At 60.5% G+C, this 20,299-nt stretch carries 14 protein-coding genes; 5 read left to right on the top strand and 9 right to left on the bottom strand.

Going from position 1 to position 20,299, the window contains the following annotated elements; genetic code table 11:
* Window positions 1-39 precede the first annotated feature (39 nt).
* Together aruF and ACUN0G_RS20975 are read right to left on the bottom strand one after the other, a co-directional pair.
* Entirely contained in the window at window positions 40-1,059 is a 1,020-nt protein-coding gene (gene aruF / locus ACUN0G_RS20980; RefSeq protein WP_093207115.1) for an arginine/ornithine succinyltransferase subunit alpha, read from the bottom strand.
* Window positions 1,060-1,304: 245 nt separating this feature from the next.
* Window positions 1,305-2,525, bottom strand: a complete 1,221-nt coding sequence (locus ACUN0G_RS20975) for an aspartate aminotransferase family protein (protein ID WP_445574182.1) — start codon at window positions 2,523-2,525, stop codon at window positions 1,305-1,307.
* A 278-nt stretch (window positions 2,526-2,803) separates the two neighbouring features.
* Here ACUN0G_RS20975 and ACUN0G_RS20970 point away from each other — a divergent pair, with 278 nt between their 5' ends.
* Window positions 2,804-5,746: a dermonecrotic toxin domain-containing protein gene (locus ACUN0G_RS20970; protein WP_445574181.1), complete on the top strand. Its 2,943-nt coding sequence runs from the start codon at window positions 2,804-2,806 to the stop codon at window positions 5,744-5,746.
* 2,048 nt (window positions 5,747-7,794) lie between these two features.
* Here ACUN0G_RS20970 and ACUN0G_RS20965 read toward each other — a convergent pair.
* From ACUN0G_RS20965 to acs, 7 genes are all read right to left on the bottom strand, one after another.
* Complete coding sequence (locus tag ACUN0G_RS20965) at window positions 7,795-8,775, bottom strand: GlxA family transcriptional regulator (protein WP_003214334.1); 981 nt, start codon at window positions 8,773-8,775, stop codon at window positions 7,795-7,797.
* Between the two features lie 246 nt (window positions 8,776-9,021).
* The gene (locus ACUN0G_RS20960) at window positions 9,022-9,786 is read right to left on the bottom strand and encodes an ABC transporter ATP-binding protein (protein WP_003214336.1); all 765 of its coding nucleotides are present in this window, start codon (window positions 9,784-9,786) and stop codon (window positions 9,022-9,024) included.
* A 27-nt stretch (window positions 9,787-9,813) separates the two neighbouring features.
* The gene (locus ACUN0G_RS20955) at window positions 9,814-10,926 is read right to left on the bottom strand and encodes a succinylglutamate desuccinylase/aspartoacylase family protein (RefSeq protein WP_445574180.1); all 1,113 of its coding nucleotides are present in this window, start codon (window positions 10,924-10,926) and stop codon (window positions 9,814-9,816) included.
* 1 nt (window position 10,927) lies between these two features.
* Window positions 10,928-11,626 carry an ABC transporter permease gene (locus tag ACUN0G_RS20950; protein ID WP_010165618.1) on the bottom strand — a complete coding sequence of 233 codons (699 nt, stop codon included), beginning with the start codon at window positions 11,624-11,626 and terminating at the stop codon, window positions 10,928-10,930.
* A complete protein-coding gene (locus ACUN0G_RS20945; protein WP_003214341.1) occupies window positions 11,623-12,312 on the bottom strand; it encodes an ABC transporter permease in 690 nt (229 codons plus the stop codon). The genes ACUN0G_RS20950 and ACUN0G_RS20945 overlap by 4 nt, the downstream gene beginning before the upstream one ends.
* 91 nt (window positions 12,313-12,403) lie before the next feature.
* Window positions 12,404-13,189, bottom strand: a complete 786-nt coding sequence (locus ACUN0G_RS20940) for an ABC transporter substrate-binding protein (RefSeq protein ID WP_017475899.1) — start codon at window positions 13,187-13,189, stop codon at window positions 12,404-12,406.
* Between the two features lie 684 nt (window positions 13,190-13,873).
* Complete coding sequence (acs, locus tag ACUN0G_RS20935; RefSeq protein WP_003214346.1) at window positions 13,874-15,829, bottom strand: acetate--CoA ligase; 1,956 nt, start codon at window positions 15,827-15,829, stop codon at window positions 13,874-13,876.
* A 394-nt stretch (window positions 15,830-16,223) separates the two neighbouring features.
* On the opposite strand from acs, the gene ACUN0G_RS20930 reads away from it, so the two are divergent.
* The 4 genes from ACUN0G_RS20930 (at window position 16,224) to ACUN0G_RS20915 (ending at window position 20,206) form a co-directional block, all read left to right on the top strand.
* Window positions 16,224-16,493, top strand: coding sequence for a DUF2790 domain-containing protein (locus tag ACUN0G_RS20930; protein ID WP_008435250.1), 270 nt, complete (start codon window positions 16,224-16,226; stop codon window positions 16,491-16,493).
* Window positions 16,494-16,636: 143 nt separating this feature from the next.
* Entirely contained in the window at window positions 16,637-17,500 is an 864-nt protein-coding gene (locus ACUN0G_RS20925; RefSeq protein WP_445574179.1) for a helix-turn-helix domain-containing protein, read from the top strand.
* Window positions 17,501-17,628: 128 nt separating this feature from the next.
* Window positions 17,629-18,885 carry a DUF1479 domain-containing protein gene (locus tag ACUN0G_RS20920; protein WP_445574178.1) on the top strand — a complete coding sequence of 419 codons (1,257 nt, stop codon included), beginning with the start codon at window positions 17,629-17,631 and terminating at the stop codon, window positions 18,883-18,885.
* A 37-nt stretch (window positions 18,886-18,922) separates the two neighbouring features.
* Window positions 18,923-20,206 carry an ABC transporter substrate-binding protein gene (locus tag ACUN0G_RS20915; protein WP_445574177.1) on the top strand — a complete coding sequence of 428 codons (1,284 nt, stop codon included), beginning with the start codon at window positions 18,923-18,925 and terminating at the stop codon, window positions 20,204-20,206.
* Window positions 20,207-20,299: the final 93 nt, after the last annotated feature.

Raw genomic sequence — 20,299 nt, 5'->3', positions numbered from 1 at the left:
CAAACGGGCCGCCTTGCAAGCCACCCGCGAAACTCATTCTTAAACCGCTACCAGTCGAACGCTGGCACCCTCGCCGACGCCCAGGGCTTCGGCGGTTTCCAGGTCCAGGGTCACTGGCTTGCCCGGTGCGTAGTCCAGTTCCAGCATCACCGCGCGGTAATCCTGCAACTGGCCGTTGCTGACCAGGTACTGGCGGCCGACACCCTTGGCCATCTCACCGATCTTCACCGGCACCACCCGACTCTGGGCGATCGAGCGAATGCCCGAGACCCGTGCGTGCAGGGTTGGGCCGCCGTCGAAGATGTCGATGTAATGGTCAGTCTCGAAGCCTTCGCGCATCAGGATGTCGAAGGTGATCTGCGCCCGTGGGTGCACCTGGCCCATGGCTTCCTGGGCGGCGTCCGGCAACAGCGGCACGTAGATCGGGTAATGCGGCATCAGTTCGGCCAGGAAGGTCCGGCTCTTCAACCCGCACAGGCGCTCGGCAGCGGCGTAATTGAGGTCGAAGAAGTTGCGGCCGATGGCGTCCCAGAACGGCGAATCACCGTTCTCGTCGCTGTAGCCCACAATCTCGGTGACCACCGAATCGGCGAAGCGCTCCGGATGGCCGGCCACGAACAGCAGGCGGCCACGGGAGTTGAGTTCCGACCACGGCGAACCCACCAGCTCCGGCACCACGTAGAAACTGGTCAGCAGGCTGTTGCCGGTGAGGTCATGGCACTGCGAGAGCACGTGGATCTTGTTGTGGATCTTCAGCTCGCGGGAAGCATGCACGAAGGTTTCGTTGCGAAAGCTGTAGAACGGTTCCGAGTAGCCCGCCGAAGCGACGATGGCCGAGCAGCCCACCAGCTTGCCGGCGTCGGTGTCTTCAAGCACGAAGAAATAGCTTTCTTCGCCGTTGAAGCTGACCTCGGCGGCGAAGGACGCTTCGCTCGCGGCGATCTTGTCGCTCAGGCGTTCGACATCATCCGGCAAGGAGGTGACACCAATCGGGCTGTCCGCAGCCAGACGCTGTACCTCGCCCAGATCAGCCATTTGCGCGGGGCGCATCACCAGCATGGTGTCACTCCTTAACTCGAAAAACTCACAGGAAAAAATGCCGGACACGATCTTGAAATCAGTGAGGTCAAGTGTGGGAGCGGGCTTGCTCGCGAAAGCGGTGTGTCATTCAACATTTCAGGTGACTGAGCCACTGCATTCGCGAGCAAGCCCGCTCCCACATTTGATCTTCACAGCTTCAACTAAAGAGTCCGGCATACAAAATTTGTGTTGGGCGCCCGACTCGTCGGGCACCCAACGGTCTATCAGGCTTGCGTCAGCTTTTTCACAGCACGTTCGAAGCGGTCCAGGCCTTCCTGGATATCGGCATCTTCCACCACCAGGCTCGGGGCGAAACGCACGACATCCGGGCCGGCTTGCAGGATCATCAGGCCTTCGCGCTCGGCGGCGTTGAAGATGTCCTTGGCCTTGCCTTTCCAGGCATCGCTCAGCACGCAACCGAGCAGCAGGCCCAGGCCACGCACTTCGGTGAAGATGCCGTATTGCTGGCCAATCTTCTCCAGACGGGAAACGAACACGTCGTGCTTGGCGTTAACGCCAGCCAGCACTTCTGGCGTGTTGATCACGTCGATCACCGCTTCCGCCACCGCGCACGCCAGCGGGTTGCCGCCGTAGGTGGTGCCGTGGGTGCCGACCACCAGGTGCTTGGCCAGGGCCTCCGTGGTCAGCATGGCGGCAATCGGGAAACCGCCGCCCAGGCTCTTGGCGCTGGTGAGGATGTCCGGCACGACGCCGTAATGCTGATAGGCGAACAGCTCGCCGCTGCGGCCCATGCCGGTTTGCACTTCGTCGAACACCAGCAGCGCGTTGTTCGCGTCGCACAGGTCGCGGGCACCTTGCAGGTACGACAGTTCTGCCGGCAGCACGCCGCCTTCGCCCTGGATCGGCTCCAGCACCACGGCGCAGGTCTTGTCCGAAACGGCGGCTTTCAGCGCCTCCAGATCGTTATAAGGCACGTGGGTGATGCCGACGATTTTCGGACCGAAGCCGTCGGAATACTTCGACTGGCCACCCACGTTCACGGTGAACAGGGTGCGACCGTGGAAGCTGTTCAGGGCTGCGATGATTTCGTATTTCTCGGTGCCGAAGCGGTCGAACGCGACGCGACGGGCCAGCTTGAAGGCGGCCTCGTTGGCTTCGGCGCCGGAGTTGCAGAAGAACACACGCTCGGCAAATGTGGCGTCGATCAGCTTATGGGCCAGGCGCAGGGCCGGCTCATTGGTGAAGACGTTGGACACGTGCCACAGCTTGTTGGCCTGTTCGGTCAGTGCACCGACCAGCGCCGGGTGGGCGTGGCCCAATACGTTGACCGCGATGCCGCCGGCAAAGTCGATCAGCTCTCGGCCCGCCTGGTCCCATACGCGGGAACCTGCGCCACGCACGGGGATGAAAGCGGCAGGTGCGTAGTTGGGAACCATGACCTGGTCGAAATCGGCACGTTGCACCGGGGCTTGCTCAACGGACATCGGAGTCTCCTGAAGAGGAACGCCTGCCTGAAACTGGCGGGCGATGCAGGGATTGTAAGGACAGTTTTCAGCGCGGCCTTGCCGCCAAGCGACAACTTCTTATAGCGCCAACCCGCGATTTTCGCGGGTTTACGCCAATGCGACAAATAGCATCGCAATGGCGCAGTTTAAACCGCCCGGGCCGGTTTTGGGCGGTCGGTGAGGCACAACTATCTAATGCCGTCGCCGATTGCTGTTTTGGTCTGCTGTTGATCTCATCCGCGCACAGGAACAGCGCCATGCCTGAAATAGACGAGCAACACTTTCCGCAACACCCCGATGTTCATTATCAACCTCTGGCCCAGGCCGTTCCCGACTGGCTAACCAGCGCTTCGGCCGACCGACGCGCCCAGCTCAAGAGCGCCCGGCCCAAGCCTTTGGCGTGGCACAAAACCGCCACCGGCGAGCAGCACCGCCAATTGCGCCTGCGCAACGCCAGCCACTGGACCGCGCAAAACCTGGTTGACCAACGCCTGGCGCAGTTGCAAGACGCCGGCGCTTTCGCTGCGCCCCTGCTGGCGGATGCCCTGAAAACCCGCTTTGGACTGACGCTGGACGTCCGCACAACCTGCTTGCGACTGTACATTCCCGCCACCATTCCCTGGTTCCCCGTCAAAACCGGCGCTGCACGAACCTGGACCGTCTCGCTGCTGGACGCCGCACTGCACAACTTCGAAACCCGCGAAACCCAGCCTGACGCCTTCGAGGCTGCCAGCGAATTCATTACTCAACCCGATGCACTCGGCCACTTCCAACCGTTACCCGAGATCCAGCGCAGCCTGTCGATCCCGGCGTTTACCCAACTGTGCAGAAACCTGGATCTCGGTGCCCGGTACACCGCCTATCTGGAGGAGAACCTGGGCATCACCAACGCCGTGGTCGCGACGATGCTGCAACGCGAGGTCAAGGCCAGTGAACGTGCGGCGCTGGAGGTTGCCCTGCAACTGGCCCCTATGAAAGGCGACCTGGACACCCTCTCCCATCAAGCCCTGCAAGGCATGCTGGAGGGCAAACCGGGGATGCGCCTGGCGGGCAAGCCCGTGCGCTGCCATGAATTGCGCATGATGTCTGCCCGGCTGACCGGGATCGTGCTGTTCGCCCCGGACCTGGAGCGCGAGCACGGTGCAGTGCCCGTGGTGGCCTATATTCCGGACGACCCGGAACACCCCATCAAGCAATACACCTCGACCGCCGCGTTCACCGCTGAACTGACCCGGCAACTGCGCGACGCCAGCTATCAACGGTTCTTCAGTCGCTTTGTCGCCCATCAAGACCGTGGCTTTTTCTTCGCCAACCTCAACAACCGCCTGGGGCAGATCACCTGGCATCCGCACAGCTCCACCGACCCGCAACCCACCTGGCGTGAAACCCCGCACCAGCGCCCCAACCTGCAATTGAGTGCACCGGTCATTCCCGGCGATTTGCTGACTCATCTCTATCAGCAAAAACTCAACAAGATCCTCAATGACGCCAAAGTCATTGCTGTGTCCACTGCCGATGTCGATCAGAAAGCCCGCTGGGCCCTGTGGGACTCATTCCAGCAAATCGCCACCTCGCTGCTCAACATCGCTGCACTGGTGATCGCGCCGTTCGTGCCGGTATTGGGCGAGGCCATGCTGGCCTACATGGCCTATCAACTGCTGGATGAGACCTTCGAAGGCATCGTCGACTGGGCCGAAGGGCAAACCACCGACGCCTTCGAGCACTTGATGGGCATGGTCGAAGCCCTGGTGCAACTGGGCACCTTCGGAGCGGGCGGGGCCGTTGTCGCCGGCGAGTTTCGCGCATTGCTGCCGCAACGGACGGTGGCCTTTATCGACAGCTTCAAGCCGGTCCAGGCGCCGAACGGCAAAACGCTGTATTGGAAGCCCGATCTCAAACCCTATGCCCGCAAAATCCCGCTACCCAAAGACTCCCCCCCTGACGGGCGGGGTATTCATCAACACCTGGACCAGGCAGTGATCAGCCTGGACGGCACCGCCTATGTGCTGAACAAAGCGCCGGCCGGCGAGGATTTCTCGCTGCTGCACCCGGATCGCCCAGAAGCCTATCAGCCCAAGGCCTGGCACAACCGCAGGGGCGCCTGGCAAACCGAGCTGGATCAACCGCTGTATTGGGACAGGCCAACCCTGCTGCGCCGGCTGGGACACATGGCGAACAGCTTCAGCCCACAGACGCTGGAACAGATTCGCAGCGTGAGCAACACCCCCGAGAACGTGCTTCGCCAAATGCATGTCCAGCGTGAACCGATGCCCGCGCTGCTGGAGGACACGCTCAAGCGCTTCAAGATCGAGCAAGACATTTCGACCTTCATCCAGCAAATGAACAGTGACGACCCGACGGTGTTTCGCAACGCCGCGCCCCTGACACAATTGCAACTGCTGTGCGAAACCCATATCTGGCCTGAAACCAAGGCCCTGCAAGTGGTGGATGCCTCGGGCCAGGTGCTCTGGCAATACGCACCCCGCGACGGCGCTGCGAAGGTGCGGATCAACCAGGCGCAACTCAACAACGGGGATCTGTTGAAAACCGTGCTGTTGGCGCTCGACGCAGACGAGATCAAGACACTGCTGGGGCAAGCGTTTGGTGAACCGTCCGATGCGCTTGAGGTACAGACTCGCGCATTGCGCAAAAAGATCGCGCAGGCCGCCGAGGCGAAAGCCTCCAGCCTGTTCGAATCGCGCTACAAAGGCCTGAACCAACCCGAGCACGGAGGCGCTCAACAATTGATGGACCGCTACCCCGGGCTTCCGGCCTCGGCGGCCGAGGTCTTGCTGGCACAGGCCAGTGACCTGGAGCGCGCAGCACTGCGCAACAGCAGCGTCTCCACACGCATGGACCAACTGGCACGCTGGGCGCGCCAGGAAACCCGCTTGAACCGCGCCTATGAAGGCCTGTACCTGAAATCGCCCACCAACCTGGACACCCACACACTGGCCCTGCACTCACTGCCGGAACTGCCTGGCTGGTCGGGCACCGTGCGCCTGGAAGTGCGAGAACACACGGTGATGGCCCCCTGCGCGACAGCATCGGGCAAGCTGCCGCGCCGCAACGCAAAGTGCTGGTACACGAAGAGGGCCGGTACCAGGCCTATGACAATGAAGGCCTGCACCTGCTTGGAAAAAGCGACCTGTACAGCGCGCTGCTCCAGGCGCTGCCCGACAGCGAGCGCAATGCTTTGAACCTGCATATCCAGCAAGGCCCGCAACTGTGCCAGGCCATTGCCAACGTGGCCCTGCCCCGCGACCGGCTGCTCCCGCTACTCGAGCGCCAGCCCGTCAGGCCGCCCGCCACCGGCAAACGTCCGAAGCTGTTGGGTGGCATGAACGGCTACGCCATCCCACCCGAACCAATGCCGGCACCCGGCGCGCCGCTTACACTGATTCAGCGCCTGCAAGCGCTTTACCCCAGCCAGAGCCCGATGCAAAACCGCGTCTTGCTTCAACAGCTCAATCGGCTGCCGGGCGGCGCGTTGCCACAACTGGTGCAATTGCAGGCCGAATACGCCCAACTCAACGCGCAGCTGACCGCCTGGCACGGTGAGACGCCGGCTCTCCATCCCCAGACTCAAGTCCCCCTTGCTCCGGATACCTACGCGTATGAACAGGAAAAACGCGCAACGCTGGCCGAAGAAATCAGACGGTGCTGGCGCAGGGAAACCGGGCCGGCCATAAATGAAGAGGATGATGATGCACTCGGCTACAACCTGGTGTACGAAGAGCCCATCATGGGCCGACTTCCCGTACTGAGCGCCAACTTCGAACACGTGACAACGCTCGGCTTGATGGGAGATAGCAGCACTTCGGGCGCACAGGCGTTTATTCAACACTTTCCTCGCCTGCGAATCCTGGAGCTCAAGAACATGCCGCTGGGCGCGCTGCCCGTGGGGCTGGAAACAATGCCCAACCTCACCAGCCTGGTACTCGACAGTTGCGGTATTCAATTGACCGAGCAGAGCCTGGCGGCGCTGTCGTCGATGTCACGCCTCGAATCCCTGGACCTGTTCAATAATCCGTTAGGACACGTACCCAGTGTCGAAGCCATGCCCGAGCTCAGGTACCTGGACCTGTCCTCCACCGGGATTGATCAAGTCCCGGCCGGATTGCTCTCACGCCCCGAGCTTGAAAGCGCGATCCTCAATAACAACCGCATCACCGCCCTGCCGGATGCACTGTTTCAACTGCCGGAGACGGTCAGTGACGGGATAGACCTGGAGAACAATCCCTTCCCGGACCCCGTCATCGAGCGGATCAAAAGGCACTTCCAGCGCACCGGGGAACGCTGGGAAACCACAGCGCCGCCCGCCGACATCAGCCGCCTCAAAGCGCTCTACCCCACCTTCACCAACCACGAATGCAATCTGTTCATCTTCGGCATGCCGGGCACCCTGGAAACAGGCCGACTGGAACTGACCCGCATGGAAGCCGAATACGAAAAGCTGACGAACGACCTGCATGAATGGCATATCAACGTGCCCACCCACCACCCGACACTGGGCACCGAACTGACTACGCAGGTACGCGCCCAGGAGCAAGTCAAGCGACTGGCCTTCAAGGAGCTGCTGGAAGGTTGCTGGCGTCGGGAAACCGCGATTGATGAGCTCGACGAGGGTTCTGCGATCACTCACGAGTTGCGCTACCACGCCACGCTATTGGGGGATTTCCCGGCAGTGACGGCCAATTTCGACCACGTGACACTACTGTCGCTGTTTGGTGAGCAAGCCGCCACGGGAGGCATCGACAGCCTTCTTGCGAGTTTCCCCAAGCTCAGGAGCCTGACCATTCACCGCTACCAGTTGCACAGCATCCCGCAAACCGTATTCCGCATGCCACGGTTGGAAGAGCTGATGTTGCAGAGCTGCAGCATCCGGCTGACACCCGCAACGACCAACCAACTGGCGGATGTGCATACCCTGATCAACCTGGACTTGAGCCACAACCCGCTGGGCATGCCACCAAGGCTGGGTAACCTGCAGCAACTGGTGCTGCTGGACCTGGAACACACCGGCATCAGCCAGGTACCGCCGGGACTGTTTTCACTACGGCGGATAAACAGCGCCGACCTGAGCCATAACGCGATACAACATATCGACCGCAGCATCCTGGAAGTGCCCCCACACAACTTCAACGCGATGCTCTGGGACGGTAACCCGCTGTCCAGGCCGAGCCGAATCATCCTGCGACGTTATGCACAGCGCCATCGCCTGGAGATGCCGGCCGAGCACTGATGCCTAGCCGCGCTCGGACGGCACCGACGACAATTCGAACGGGCTGCTGCTGCGGCGCTGGTTGCGGTCTTCACGAGGGGTGGCGCCGAAGAAGTTGCGGTAGGCGCTGGAGAAGTGCGGCCCCGAGGAGAAGCCGCAGGACAGGCCGATCTGGATGATCGACTTGCTGGTTTGCATGAGCATCTGGCGGGCCTTGTTCAGGCGCAGTTCCAGGTAGTACTGGCTGGGGACGCGATTGAGGTATTGCTTGAAGATCCGCTCGAGCTGTCGTCGGGATACGCACACATGCTGGGCGATTTCGTCGGTGGTCAGCGGTTCTTCAATGTTGGCTTCCATCAGCAACACGGCCTGGGTCAGCTTTGGATGGCTGGAGCCCAGGCGGTTTTGCAGCGGGATGCGCTGGCGCTCGCCGCCTTCGCGGATGCGCTCTACCACCAGTTCTTCCGAGACGGCGCCGGCCAGTTCGGCGCCGTGGTCACGGGCCAGCACCGCCAGCAGCAGGTCGAGTACCGACATGCCACCGCAGGCGGTCAGGCGGTCACGGTCCCAGTCGAACAGGTGGCTGGTGGCGATAACCTTGGGGAAACGCTCGGCGAAATCATCCTGCCAGCGCCAGTGCACGGCGGCGCGATAGCCGTCGAGCAGACCGAGTTGGGCCAACGGATACACACCGGCCGACAGACCGCCGATAACGCAGCCGGCGCGCACCAGTTGCTTGAGGGCGGTGCTGAGCTGGGAGGCGATGACGGTCGGTGGTTCATCCGCCAGCAGGAACAGCTTTTGAAAGCCTTCCAGCTTGCCGGCCCAGGGTTCACCCGGCAGTTGCCAGGCCCCGTCGATTGGCGGTTCGGCCTGCAAAAACGAGAGTTCGTACACCACGTCCGGATGCACCCGCTGAGCAACGCGCAAGGCCTCCTCAGCCAGCGCAAGCGTCAGTGCTTTAGTGCTGGGCCAAATCAGGAAACCAATTCGATGGGCAGTCATGGAGTGCTATCCGAAGCGAGTAACAGTAATGAAGACAAAGGCCAATGCTAGCCCGTAAACCAACACAAATCTCAAACCATATGGAGATCTAATGTGGGAGCTGGCTCGCCTGCGATGGCGGCGTGTCTGTGCCAGAGAGGCAAACTGACCCACCGCTATCGCAGGCAAGCCAGCTCCCACAGGGGATCGGGGCCAGCCTTAAAGCTGTGAAGCTTGCACTAATTCAGTGCATAAAAGCAGTTCTGTTTACTTCAAGCTGCCGGAAAGAAACTGCTGCAAACGCTCGGACTGTGGGTTTACCAGCACTTCGCGCGGGTTGCCACGTTCTTCAACGATGCCTTTGTGCAGGAACACCAGCTGGTTGGAGACTTCACGGGCAAAGCCCATTTCGTGGGTCACCACCACCATGGTCCGGCCTTCCTGGGCCAAGTCCTGCATTACCTTGAGCACTTCGCCCACCAGCTCCGGGTCGAGGGCCGAGGTGGGTTCGTCGAACAGCATCACCTCAGGCTCCATCGCCAGGGCCCGGGCAATCGCCACGCGTTGCTGTTCACCGCCGGACATGTGGCCAGGGAACGCATCCTTACGATGGCCCACACCGACTTTAGCCAGGTAGTGCTCGGCCTTTTCCCGGGCGTCTTTTTTCGACATGCCCAGCACGTGCACTGGCGCTTCCATGACGTTTTCCAGCGCGGTCATGTGGGACCACAGGTTGAAGTGCTGGAACACCATCGACAGTCGCGAACGCATGCGTTGCAGCTGTTTCGGGTCTGCAGCCTTCATGGCGCCGTCTTTGTTGGCCACCAGTTTCAGCTCTTCGTTATTGAGCAGAATCTTGCCGGCGTGGGGTTGCTCCAGCAGGTTGATGCAGCGCAAAAAGGTACTTTTGCCCGAGCCACTGGACCCGATGATGCTGATCACATCACCGGCCGCGGCGGCCAGGGACACACCTTTGAGCACTTCATGACTGCCATAGCGTTTATGCAGGTCTTGGACTTCAAGTTTGTACATGCGGTCGGTTCTCACAAAAACAGTTGGTCAGTCGTTGAGCAAGCGCCCGTGCCGCAGCGCTTCGCGCCCCGCCACCTTGGCCAGCCAGAAACCCGCTTGGGCATAACGTAGCCGTTCAACGGCAAACAACACCCCAGACGTACCCGCACAAATAATGCTCACGCGGTCGGACAAGGGATCGATCACTTCAAATATCGGGTCGCCGGCTTCGACTACGTCACCGGCTTTACGCAAGTAGCTGATCACGCCGGCGTGGGGCGCGAACAACAACTCGGTGCCTTCAAAGGGCAGGCCTTCGCAGGCTTCGTAGGGCGGCGCGGGCCATTCACCACGGATCAGGCCTTGCTCGGCGAGGAACGCCAGGATGCCTTCGGCGTGGAAAATCGCCTCGTCACGACCGGTATCGGCCTGGCCGCCCAACTCCAAGGTCGTCGCCAGGCACGCCAGGGGAATCTGCGCCTCGGGGAACGCCCGAGACAGCCGCAGCCACGGCAGCGAACAGGCTTCGTCAAACGAACTGCCGCCGGAATCTTCCGCCAGCAGGCCGACCTTCACATTCAGATGCGCCGACAGCGAACGCCACTGCGGCCAGTGCTGCGGCAGCGCGTACATGTGCAACGCGGCCTCGGCATCGCAATGCAGGTCGAGGACCACGTCGGCGGTGCAGGCATGGCTCAGCAACACCCGCTGCATGCCTTGCAGTTGGCTGCTCGGCTCCGGCAAGGCGTTCAGCGCGTCGCTCATGGCCTGGCGGATCAAGCGCACATTGGCATGGGGATCATCCCCCAGCTTACCGTTGAGCAACTCGGTAACCGGCTCGCTCAACTCAACGAAATCACGGTTGAAATTCTTGCCGCTGCCGACCTCGAAGCGGCCCTGGTGGCTGCCTTGCAGCAACTGTCCCAGGCCCATCGGGTTAGCGACCGGGACCAGCTCGATCACGCCGTTGAGGGCGCCTTGCTGCTCCAGTTCCGTCAGGCGCTTTTTCAGCTCCCAGGCGGCGCGCATGCCGGGCAATTCATCGGCGTGCAGGCTGGCCTGGATATAGGCCTTGCGCTCGCCGCTGCCGAATCGGAACACCGTCAGCTGGCGTTCGCAGCCCAGGTGACCCCAGGGCAACAGGTGATCGATACGTTCCATATCAATGCTTCCGTGGAGCCAGGTAGCTCAGCCAGCGGCCTTCGGCCAACTTGAACAGGCGCACCAGGATGAAGGTCAGGCACAGGTAGAACGCACCCGCCGTGATATAGGCTTCGAACGGCAAGTAGTACTGGGCGTTCACCGTGCGCGCGGCACCGGTGATGTCGATCAAGGTGACGATGGAGGCCAGGCTCGTGGTCTGGAGCATCATAATCACTTCGTTGCTGTATTGCGGCAGCGCCCGGCGCAGGGCCGATGGCAGCAGGATCCGGCGATACAGTTTGTAGCGCGACATGCCCATGGCCTTGGCCGCTTCGATCTCACCATGGGGCGTGGCCTTGAGGCTCCCCGCGATGATTTCAGCGGTGTAGGCGCTGGTGTTCACGGCAAACGCCAGGCACGCACAGAAGGTGGCGCTGGACAGCAGTGGCCACAGGAAGCTTTCGCGCACCGCTTCAAACTGGGCCAGGCCGTAGTAGATCAAGAACAACTGCACCAGCATCGGCGTGCCGCGAATCACGTAGGTGTAGAGCCAGGCAACGCCGTTGACGATCGGCTGCTTGGACACGCGCATCAGGCCCAGGGGCAAGGCCGCGAGCAAACCGAAGAACAGCGAAATGGCCAGCAGTTTCAGGGTGGTCAGCAAGCCGCCGAGGTACAGCGGCATGGCCTCCCAGATGACGTTGTAGTCGAAGATCATAGATCAGCCGCCTTTACGCCTACCGAGTAGCGCTTCTCAAGATGACGCAGGGCCAGCAACGACACGCTGGTGATCACCAGGTACATCGCCGCCACTGCGAGGAAGAAGGTAAAAGGTTCGCGGGTGGCGTCTGCCGCCTGCTTGGCCTTGAACATCATGTCTTGCAGGCCCACCACCGAAATCAATGCGGTGGCCTTGGTCAGTACCAGCCAGTTGTTGGTAAACCCGGGGATCGCCAGCCGAATCATCTGCGGCACCATCACCCGGAAAAACACCTGGAACGGGCTCATGCCATACGCCAGGCCGGCTTCGGCCTGGCCCTTGGGAATGGCCATGAAGGCGCCACGGAAGGTTTCCGAAAGGTAGGCGCCAAAGATGAAACCCAGGGTGCCGATACCGGCGGCCAAGGGGTTCAAGTCAATGTAGTCGTTGTAGCCGAGCAACGGCGCAACGCGGTTAAGCAGGTCCTGACCGCCGTAGAAAATCAGCAGGATCAGCACCAGGTCGGGGATCCCGCGGATCACCGTGGAGTACAGGTCGCCCAGCCAGGCCAACCAGCGCACCGGCGAGAGGCGCAACGCGACCCCGATCAGACCCAGAACAATGGCCAAGGCCATGGACGACAAGGCGAGCTGAAGCGTCAACCATGCGCCATCGAGGATGACAGCCCCGTAGCCTTTCAACATGATTCAGGTCCTCGAAAAGGGGGATGAAAAAATGGCGCAAACTTCAGAGATCCTGGTGCTTGCGCCATTCTGGACAGACAGCTGCGACGGTTTACTTGGCTTCTGGGCCGTAAATGTCGAAGTTGAAGTACTTGTCCTGGATTGCCTTGTACTTGCCGTTGGCACGGATCGCGGCGATTGCAGCGTTGATGCGGTCCAGGTTTTCCTTGTCGCCTTTACGTACCGCGATGCCGATGCCGTCGCCGAAGTACTTGGCGTCGGTGAAGGCCGGGCCGGTGAACGCGTAGCCTTTACCGGCTGGCGTGTCGAGGAAGCCTTCCTGCAACAGGGTGGCGTCGGCCACGGTGCCATCAAGGCGACCGGCTTCTACGTCCAGGTAGATTTCGTTCTGCGAGCTGTAAGGAACAATGGTGGCGCCTTTGGGAGCCAGCACTTCCTTGGCGAAACGGTCGTGGATCGAACCGCGCTGCACGCCGATTTTCTTGCCTTTCAATTCATCCAGGCTGTCGCTGACGGCAGTGCCTTCCTTCAACACCAGGCGAGCCGGGGTCAGGTAGTAGCGGTTGGTGAAGTCCACGGACTTCTTGCGATCTTCGGTGATGGACATCGAGGACAGGATGGCGTCGATCTTGCGCACTTTCAGCGCCGGGATCAGGCCGTCGAACTCCTGCTCGACCCACGTGCACTTGACCTGCATCTGCTCACACAGGGCGTTGCCGATGTCGTAGTCAAAACCGACGATGCTGCCGTCCGGTGCCTTGGAGGCAAACGGAGGGTAAGCCGCTTCAATACCAATCTTCAGTGGCTTGCCTTCGGCGAAAGCCTGCATGGACAGCACGGACAGCGCCAGGGCGCCCAACAGCACGAGTTTCTTCATCTTGGGACTCCATCGGTATAGGGCAAAACAGCAGTATGAGCCAGGGCCCACGATGCGAATGAGTGAAACCGAATAGCGGTGCTGCGTCCTGCGCCAGTTCAGCATCGGCGACGACGAGCGAGTGATCGGCATTCTAACGACAGGCCGGAAGCCGATATTTCCTCAATGCGACAACAATTTACAGAAGCACCGAGAAAGCGGTTCCAGCACATTGACAGCCTCTTGATTTTATGCAGAGGCAAAAGATATTAAACCTGTTAACGCTGCAAGTTGCGGGCCTATTATTCGCAAACCCTTCTAGCACGGCAAGTGTAGCGTTTGATCTAATTTTTCAGGGCGTCTAAGACGCGGGTTTTCGGGGCAACGGCGTAGCACTTTGCCTCATGTTTGGGCATGAGGTTACACATTTGCTGGGTTCGGTAACATTCAGAAACTTCCTACGAGCAACACCGATATTTATTGGCCTCGTGTAAGTCGCCCCACTGTAATGACCAATTTTGGAATGCAATCAAAATGTGGGAGCGGGCTTGCTCGCGAAGGCGGCGTGTCAGCCAGCACATCACCCACTGATACACCGCCTTCGCGAGCAAGCCCGCCCCCACAGGGGTTATAGGTCGCCTGTCCGATCGCACAAAAAAGCCCCACCCGGCCTACGCCGGATGGGGCTTTGTCCCACAAACCGCCTTACGCGACGTTCATGGTCTTGTGCGTTTCGATCAGATGCGCCACCACACTCGGATCCGCCAGGGTGGAGATATCCCCCAACCCGTCGTATTCAGCGGTAGCAATCTTGCGCAGGATCCGGCGCATGATTTTCCCCGAACGGGTCTTCGGCAAGCCCGGCGCCCACTGGATCACATCCGGTGAAGCAATCGGCCCGATCTCTTTACGCACCCAGTTTTTCAGCTCCAGGCGCAGCGCTTCATTCGGCTCTTCGCCGTTTTTCAGCGTGACATACACATAGATGCCCTGGCCCTTGATGTCGTGGGGCACACCCACCACTGCCGCTTCGGCGACTTTCGGGTGGGCGACCATGGCGCTTTCAATCTCGGCGGTGCCCATGCGGTGGCCGGACACGTTCAACACGTCGTCCACCCGACCGGTGATCCAGTAGTAGCCATCTTCGTCACGACGCGCACCGTCACCGGTGAAGTACATGCCACGGAAGGTCTTGAAGTAGGTGTCCACAAACCGGTCATGGTCGCCGTACAGGGTACGTGCCTGGCCCGGCCACGAATCCAGAATCACCAGGTTACCCTCGGCCACACCTTCAATCAGGTTGCCCAGGTTATCCACCAGCGCCGGCACCACGCCAAAGAATGGACGTGCCGCCGAACCCGGCTTCAGTGCATGGGCGCCCGGCAGCGGGCTCATCATGTTGCCGCCGGTCTCGGTCTGCCACCAGGTATCGACGATCGGGCAACGGGATTGGCCGACGTTCTTGTAGTACCAGTCCCACGCTTCCGGGTTAATCGGCTCACCCACCGAACCCAGCAGGCGCAAGCTGCTGCCATCGGCGCCTTCGCAGGCAGCGGTGCCGGAAGCCATCATGGCGCGGATCGCGGTCGGTGCGGTGTAGAGGATGTTGACCTTATGCTTGTCGACGATCTTCGCCACCCGGGTAATGTCCGGATAGTTCGGCACGCCTTCGAACATCAGCGTGGTCGCGCCATTAGCCAGCGGGCCGTAAACGATATAGGTGTGACCGGTGACCCAGCCGACGTCGGCGGTACACCAGTAGATTTCGCCCGGGCGGTAGTCGAACACGCGCTCGTGGGTCAGGGCTGCGTACAACAGGTAGCCGCCGGTAGTGTGCTGCACGCCCTTCGGCTTGCCGGTGGAGCCGGAGGTGTAAAGGATGAACAGCGCTTCTTCGGCGCCCATCTCTTTCGGCGCACACACAGTGCCCGCCACTTTCATCAGGTCTTCGTACCAGATGTCGCGATGCTGGTTCCACTTGATGTTGCCGCCGGTGCGCTTGCACACGATGACTTTCTGGATGCTGCTGGTTTCCGGGTTGGTCAGGGCGTCGTCGACGTTGGCCTTCAGGGAAATTTTCTTGCCGGCACGAATGCCTTCATCGGCGGTGATCACCACCTTGGATTTGCAGTCGATGATCCGACCGGCCAGGGCCTCTGGCGAGAACCCGCCAAACACCACCGAGTGAATCGCACCGATCCGGGCACAGGCCAGCATGGCGACCGCAGCTTCGGGAATCATCGGCATATAGATAGTCACCACGTCGCCGCGGTGCACATCCTGGCCGCGCAGGGCGTTGGCGAACTTGCAGACTTCTTCATGCAGCTCGCGGTAGGTGATGGTGCGGCTTTCGGCAGGGTCGTCGCCCTCCCAGATGATTGCCGGCTGGTCGCCACGCTCGGCGAGGTGGCGGTCCAGGCAGTTGTAGGAAACGTTGAGGGTGCCGTCGGCAAACCACTTGATGTCGACATGGTGATCGTCGAAGGAGGTCTGCTTCACCGTGGTGAAAGGCTTGATCCAGTCCAGGCGCTTGGCTTGCTCGCGCCAGAAACCGTCGGGGTTGACCACCGACTGCTGGTACATGGCCTTGTAGGTCGCCTCATCGGTCAGCGTATTGGCTGCTACTTCGGGGCGAACGGGGTACAGAGAAGCCGCACTCATCTTTCTTACCTCGGTGACATAGTTGTTGTTGTATGACCCTGTTGTAGCCGGGCCGGACCTATAGAACCATTCGACGATGGTAGTAACAAGCCCCTACAAATTGCCCACCTATCCCCCGGCGGCGCTCTGGCCCGTGGCCTGTGGCGCTTTGCAGGTTTCTGAAAAAACCTTCATTTCGGGATTGTTACAAAAACCGCCAATAGTGTTTATCAAAAGCACGGGTATATGAATATAACTCGGGCGCCTAAAATCAACCTCGCCATCAAGGCACTGTGATTAACAACGTAACAGCCCCCACGAAGGCAACGTTAATCCGAACTTCCCAATCAAGTTACACACGTGGCCTCACAAGGGCCCCGTGACCCCTTTCGACCGCCAAAAGGTAAATAGTCAAATGAAAGCGTTATTAGTTATGGCCCTTAGCAGCTTGTGCGCCACCGCCGCCCTGGCCGACGAAGCCCCGACTGACGTAGCCAGCCAGAGCACCCCGATTGTTGAGGATTATACTTACAGCACCCATCTGGACGTCGCCAAAGTAGTGTCCATGAGTGAAGTCCCGGATGTATGCAAAGTTGTACCGGTAAAAATGGAATATGAAGACTCACAAGGTCAGCGTCATATTCTTCAATATCAGGTCATGGGTAACGGTTGCTCTAACGGATAATAACTTCGTTAGTTTGAACTGAACCTGATCTTATTCGCCGCAAGAAATCGTTCTTGCGGCAAAGAACCGGCTTACCCCCTACCGCTTGAATCGAATGCTACGATTGTGGCGCCGCCACCTCACCTGCAAGGCAGGATGCATTCATGCGAGCCAGTTTCGAAAAAATCCCTACCGAGGCGAACACCTCCTGGACCCTGCTGAACAGGCGTCTACCGGAGGCGATTCCGTTTGAATGGCATCACCATCCCGAATACGAACTGACCCTCACCCTCAACAGCCGCGGGCACCGCTATATCAGCAACGATGTGGCGCTCTACGATGATGGCGACCTGGTGCTGGTGGGGCCGAACGTGCCCCATAGCTGGTCTTCCGCCGAGCTGATCGACCCCACCAAACCGCACATTGCCCTGGTCATCTGGTTTTCCGAGGCCTGGGCGGACTCGCTGGTGCAGCTGTTTCCGGAGATGGGGTCGACGCGCGCGCTATTGGCTGCCGCGCGACAGGCGCTGAGCTTCAGTGATGCTACGTCCCGGGCGCTGCGCCCGGTGATCGAAGCCATGGTCGAGCAAGACGCTTCCCAGCGACTGATCTCGTTGCTTACCGTGCTCAACACATTGTCCCGGGATATCGCTGCGCAGCGCATCGCGACGGAAAACGCCGCCCCTCACATCGTTGAAGACGCACGCATCCGCCGCGTTCTGGACTACCTGCACGGCCACTATGCACAACCTGTCGGCATTCCCGAGCTGGCGCAAATGGCCTGCGTCAGCGTTTCAGCCTTCCATCGCATGTTCCGCAAACACACACGCTGCACGGCGCTGGACTACATCGTCCGGCTACGCATCGGACATGCCTGCGCTTTATTGATGCAGGGCAACCTGGCGGTCAGCGCGATTTCCGAACAGGTCGGCTATGCCTCCCAGGCGTTGTTCAACCGGCAGTTCAAGGCGCACAAGGGCATGACGCCGTCACAGTTTCGTCTTCAACACGGGCATCACTTTCAATAAGCCGATTCTTCTATACGCCTCGAAACAAACGCCACAATCGTACTTCTCAACGCGCCAAATCAGGCTGCCGCCCAGGCGGGCCGGAGTGATTCCATACCTGTATGCACAACAACAAGACAGGTCACCCCATGAGCAACTACCACGCCTTCGAATGTGCCGAGCTGCCGGACGACTACAAGCGCAGCATCGTCGCGATGAAAAAGGCCCTGCGCGCGCAGATCGGCGACGTGCCTGCGCTGTTCGCCGAGGTCAGCGAGTTCATCAGTACTGAAATCGCCTCGATCAAGGCCCAGCAGTCCGCCTGGCCCGAGCTCGACTTTGAAACCATCGCCAACGGCCAGGTCACCGAAGCACAACGGGCACTCATCAAGCGCAGGGGCTGCCTGGTGATTCGTAACCACTTCCCCAGGGAACAAGTGCTGGCGTGGGACAAGAGCCTGCTGGACTACCTCGACCACAACCATTTCGACGAGGTGTATCGCGGCCCGGCCGACAATTTCTTCGGCAACCTCGAAGCCTCGCGCCCGGAGATATTCCCGATCTATTGGTCCGACGCCCAGATGCAACTGCGCCAACACGAGCGCATGGGCGCCGCGCAGTCGTTCCTGAATCGCCTGTGGACCTACAATTCCCAAGGCCGGCAATGGTTCGACCCAGACATCAATGCGCTATACCCCGACCGCGTCCGCCGCCGCCCACCGGGCACCAGCTCCAAAGGGCTTGGCCCGCACACCGACTCGGGCGCCCTGGAACGCTGGCTGCACCCCGCCTACCTCAAGGTGTTCGACAAGATCTACCACAACGATTTCAAGTCCTACGACCCCTGGGACGCCGCCCATCGCACCGAAGTCGATGAATACGCCTACAAGGACACGGTGAAATGCTCGGCCTTCCGCACCTTCCAGGGCTGGACCGCACTGTGCGACATGCAGGCCGACCAGGGCGTGCTGCATACCTTGCCGATCCCCAAGGCCATGGCCTACATGCTGCTGCGCCCGCTGCTGGACGACGTCCCCGAAGATGAGCTGTGCGGCGTTGCGCCGGGCAAGGTGCTGCCAGTTTCAGAGAAATGGCACCCGCTGCTGGTCCAGGGCATGACCCCGATTCCGGACGTGCAGGCCGGCGATTCGGTGTGGTGGCACTGCGACGTAATCCACAGCGTCGCCCCCGTCGAAAATCAACAGGGCTGGGGCAACGTGATGTACGTGCCCGCCGCGCCCATGTGCCCGAAAAACCTGCGGTACGCCAAGGATGTGCTCAGGGCGTTCGAGCAAGGGGCCTCACCGGATGATTTCGCCCGGGAGGACTACGAGAAAGAGTGGAAAGACCGCTTCATGACGCCGCAACTGAACACCCTCGGCCGCAAAGGGCTGGGGCTGGAATAAGCACCGCTCCCCAAAACAACAAAAAGGGTTATCCCACATGAAAATCCCCCATCGCCTTGCCGTTGCCCTCTCCCTCGCCAGCCTTTGCACGTTCGCCGCTCACGCAGCCGACAGCAAAGGCACTGTTGAAGTCGTCCACTACTGGACCTCGGGCGGGGAAGCCAAGTCTGTACAGGTGCTGCAACAACTGATCGAGAAAGACGGCTTCATCTGGCAAAACAGTGCCGTGGCCGGCGGCGGTGGCGCTGCTGCCATGACCGTCCTCAAGAGCCGCGCCGTCTCCGGCAACCCGCCCTCTGCCGCGCAGATCAAAGCTCCGGACATTCAGGAGTGGGGCAAGCTGGGCCTGCTGACCAGCGTCGACAACGTCGCCAAGGCCAATCACTGGGACAGCCTGCTGCCCGAAAGCATTGCGCAACTGATGAAGTTCGACGGCCACTACGTCGCCGTGCCGCTCAACATCCACCGCATCAACTGGTTATGGATCAACCCCGAAGTGCTCAAGAAAGCCGGCGTGTCCAAAGCCCCGGCCACCCTGGAAGAACTCTACGCCGCCGGCGACAAACTCAAGGCCGCCGGCTTCATCGCCATCGCCCACGGCGGCCAACCCTGGCAGGACACCACCGTATTTGAAGGCCTGGTGCTCAGCATCCTGGGCGCCGATGGCTTCCAGAAAGCCTTTATCGATAACGACGAAGCCACCTTCACCGGCCCCAAAATGACCGAAGTCTTTGTCGCGCTGCGCAAGTTGAAGACCTACATGGACCCCAACGGCGCAGGCCAGGACTGGAACATGGAAACCGCCAAAGTCATCAATGGCCAGGCCGGCATGCAAATCATGGGGGACTGGGCCAAGAGTGAGTGGACCGCGGCGGGTAAAAAAGCCGGGGCCGATTATGAATGCGTGCCCTTCCCCGGCTCACAAGGAATTTATAGCTACACCATCGACTCACTGGCCATGTTCAAACCGTCCAGCAAAAATGATACGCCGGGCAACAACGCGGCTCGCGACGACCTGGCCAAGATCGCCCTGGAGCCGCAGTTCCAGACGGTGTTCAACCAGAACAAAGGCTCCATCCCGGTGATCAAGGGCCTGGACATGAGCCAGTTCGACAGCTGTGCCCAGGCTTCCGCCAAGGACTTCGCCGAAGCCGAGAACGCCGGCACGCTGGAGCCGAGCATGGCCTTCAACATGTCCACGTCCCAGGCGGTGCAAGGGGCGGTGTTTGATGTGGTCAGCAACTTCATGAGCAATAAAGACGCGGACCCCGCCAAGGCTGGCAAGCAGATGTTTGCCAGCATCAAAGCCGCAGCCCAGTAACCCCCGCGACCCGTTCTTGCGCCAAACGGCGCAAGAACTTCCAGACCGAATCTGCCCCAGTTCGGCGCGCTGAAACAAACGCCTACCGCCCGT

The sequence above is a fragment of the Pseudomonas sp. 32A genome (assembly GCF_052682255.1).
This window is presented reverse-complemented; position numbering and strand designations above follow the sequence as displayed.